The organism is Actinophytocola sp., from assembly GCF_035634895.1.
GTDB lineage: Bacteria > Actinomycetota > Actinomycetes > Mycobacteriales > Pseudonocardiaceae > Actinophytocola.
Window position 1 is genome coordinate 1 of sequence record NZ_DASQCC010000050.1, and the last position, 3,052, is coordinate 3,052.

At 70.2% G+C, this 3,052-nt stretch carries 4 protein-coding genes and 1 pseudogene; 1 reads left to right on the forward strand and 4 read right to left on the reverse strand.

Annotation, left to right across the window (positions count from 1 at the left end):
- The 4 genes from VET29_RS07370 to rimP form a co-directional block, all read right to left on the reverse strand.
- Positions 1–633: translation initiation factor IF-2 N-terminal domain-containing protein (locus tag VET29_RS07370; RefSeq protein WP_324916424.1), on the reverse strand; the 633-nt coding region annotated here is incomplete at its 3' end.
- Between the two features lie 92 nt (positions 634–725).
- Complete coding sequence (locus VET29_RS07375; protein WP_324916427.1) at positions 726–1,091, reverse strand: YlxR family protein; 366 nt, start codon at positions 1,089–1,091, stop codon at positions 726–728.
- Positions 1,092–1,113: 22 nt separating this feature from the next.
- Positions 1,114–2,151, reverse strand: coding sequence for a transcription termination factor NusA (gene nusA, locus VET29_RS07380; protein WP_324916430.1), 1,038 nt, complete (start codon positions 2,149–2,151; stop codon positions 1,114–1,116).
- Positions 2,148–2,666 (reverse strand): ribosome maturation factor RimP, encoded by a 519-nt coding sequence (gene rimP, locus VET29_RS07385; RefSeq protein WP_324916433.1) that lies wholly within the window; start codon positions 2,664–2,666, stop codon positions 2,148–2,150. The genes nusA and rimP overlap by 4 nt, the downstream gene beginning before the upstream one ends.
- 151 nt (positions 2,667–2,817) lie before the next feature.
- On the opposite strand from rimP, the pseudogene VET29_RS07390 reads away from it, so the two are divergent.
- Positions 2,818–3,052: pseudogene (locus VET29_RS07390) on the forward strand (DUF4439 domain-containing protein); the annotation flags it as partial.

Below are 3,052 nucleotides of genomic sequence, written 5' to 3' on the forward strand. Positions count from 1 at the left end.
GGGCGTGGGCCGTGAGGGCGGCGCACCGGCGCCGACACCGAACGGGTTGTTGCCCACCCGCGGTGCCCGGGGACCGGGCTTCGGCGACTGCGGCCTCGGCGGCACGACCTGGCCGCCACCCTGACCCGAGTTGGTCTGGGCGTTCGGCTTGGTCTGCGCGTTCGGCTTGGTCTGGGTGTTCTGCGCGGCCGCGGGCTGCTGCTGGTGCGGCGGCTGCGGCATCTGCTTGGGGGCCGGCTTGGGGGCCGGCTTCTCGTCGGCCGGGCTGGGCGCCTCGGTCTCGACTGTGGCCGCGACTGGCACGGCCGGCTTCGGTTGTGCCGGACCCGGCTTGGCAGCCGGCTTCGGAACGACGGTCTGTGCCACCGGTTGGGTGACCTCCGGCTTACTGGGCGCCGCCGCCGACTTCGGCTGCGTCGGTGTTGGGGTTGATGTCCTGCGTGCGGGGCCGTCGGACTTGGCCGACCCACCCGCCTTGGGGTAAGCGTCCCGCAGCCTGCGGGCCACTGGCGCCTCTACGGTGGAGGACGCCGACTTCACGAACTCACCAAGCTCCTTGAGCTTCGCGAGTACGTCCTTGCTGGTTACACCGAGCTCCTTCGCGAGCTCGTGTACTCGGGCCTTGCCTGCCACTGCTCTCCTCGTCCGAGTGAGGCCGGCGGCGTAAGGACCCGCGCGACCCCGTCCTATCGTCTGGCGTTCATGGCTTCAGCTTCACGGCTGACTCATGACGGGTCGACCTGCTTCCGTTCTTCCTGCCCGGCTCGAGAAGATCCCGTGCCGGTCGTGCGGTGAACCAGCGCCTCCAGCTCACTCTGGAGACGACCGGTGTCGAGCTCACCGGACGCACGTAACGATTTCGCGAACGCCCGCCTACGCTCGGCCTTGCTCAGGCATCCGAGATCGGGATGTAACCACGCCCCCCGACCTGGAAGTGATCTTCGCAGATCGAAGGCGAGCTCCCCACCCGATATCACGATCCGGAGCAACTCACCGGTCAACGCCCTGTTCCGGCAGCCCACACACGTCCGCACCGGGCCTTCGGCCGGTGCGCGTGCGTGCTTGGACGCCGGTCCATGATGATGAACCACTGATGAGTCTATCCCGTCCCCTCTACTCGGCCGAACCCGACGCCGGTGCGACCTGGCCCACTCCCGGGGAAGGGGGTGGATCGGCCGGCGCGGCGTCGCTCCGGATGTCGATTCGCCAGCCGGTCAGGCGGGCGGCGAGGCGGGCGTTCTGGCCCTCCTTGCCGATCGCCAGCGACAGCTGGAAGTCCGGCACGACGACACGAGCGGTCTTGGCCCGGTCGTCGATCACCCGCACCGAGATGACCTTCGCCGGCGACAGCGCGTTGCCGACGAACGTCGCGGGGTCGTCCGCGTAGTCGATGATGTCGATCTTCTCACCGAGAAGCTCGCTCATCACGTTGCGCACCCGCGCCCCCATCGGGCCGATGCACGCGCCCTTGGCGTTGACCCCCGAGACCGTGGACCGGACCGCGATCTTGGACCGGTGACCCGCCTCGCGGGCCACGGCCGGGATCTCGACGGTGCCGTCGGCGATCTCCGGGACCTCGAGCGCGAACAGCCGCCTGACGAGGTTGGGGTGCGTCCGCGACAACGTGATCTGGGGTCCTCTTGTTCCCCTGCTCACACCGAGCACGTAGCACTTGATGCGGACCCCGTGCTCGTACCGCTCGCCGGGCACCTGCTCGACGGCCGGGAGCACACCCTCGGTGTCACCCACCTGGACCACGACCATGCCGCGCGAGTTCGCGCGGGCGTCCCGCTGCACCACGCCCGCGACGATCTCGCCCTCCTTGGCGGAGAACTCGCCGAAGGTCTTCTCGTTCTCGGCGTCGCGCAGGCGCTGGAGGATGACCTGGCGCGCGGTCGTGGCCGCGATCCGGCCGAAGCCCTCCGGCGTGTCGTCCCACTCCTCGCCCGGCTCGCCGTCCGGGCCCACCTCGAACGCGATCACGCGGACGACGCCGGTGCGCCGGTCGATGTCGATCCTGGCGTGGGGCTGGTGGCCGTCGGTGTGCTTGTAGGCGGTGAGCAACGCGGTCTCGATCGCCTCGATCACCGTGTCGAAGGGGATGTCCTTGTCACGCTCGATCGCACGCAGCGCCGCGATGTCGACATTCACCTCGATCCCTCCTCATGTGTCAGCTTGGCGATCTCGGCCGCGGGCGGTTCCTTGAACTCCACCTCGATGACGGCGTGCTCGATCTCGGGGTATCCCACGCGACGTAACTGGCCGTCCACGAGCAGCTCGACGCCCTCGTCGTCCGCGTCGCCGACGCGGGCCGCGAACTTCTCCTCGGCCGCCTTCACCGTCACCTTGCGCAGCCGCGCGCGGCGCCAGTGCCTCGGCTTGGTGAGCGGCCGGTCGAGCCCGGGCGAGGTGACCTCGAGGGTGTAGGCGCCGGGCATGGTGTCCTCGCGCTGGTCCAGCGCCTCGGACACCGTCCGGGAGACGTCGGCGACCTCGTCGAGGCCGATCCCGTTCTCGCCGTCGACGACGACCTTCACCAACTGCTTGCGGCCCGCCTGCTGGACCTGGAGTTCCTCTAGCTCGAACCCGGCCCGTGCCACGGCGTCCGCGACCAATGGCGCGAGCTTCTCGCCGGCGCCGCTCGCGGGTTGTCGCTGACCTGGCACGTGCCGCTCCCTGCTGTTGTGTCCCTGCTGTTGTGGACGTTCACCTTGCGTGGTTGCCAAGCGTATCTCGTCTGCTCGGAGGGCCTGGGTCCGAGCAGGCATGGTGCGTCCGACCGGGTGGTGGGCAGGCCTGGCAGTATGACCGGCTGTGATGGTCTCCCGTCGTGCGGCGCTGCGTCTGGGCGCGCTCGCCGCCCTGGTCCCGGTGGCCGCGTGCACGCCGGAACCCTCGAAGCCGCCACCGCCGGACCCGCTGGCCGACCTGGCCGCGCAGGCCAGGACCGACGCCGCGCTGGCCTCGTCGGTCGCTGGCGCGCAGCCGGACCTCGCGGCCGCCGCGACCGAGGTCGCCAAGGCACGGACCGAGCACGCACGGGTACTGCAGG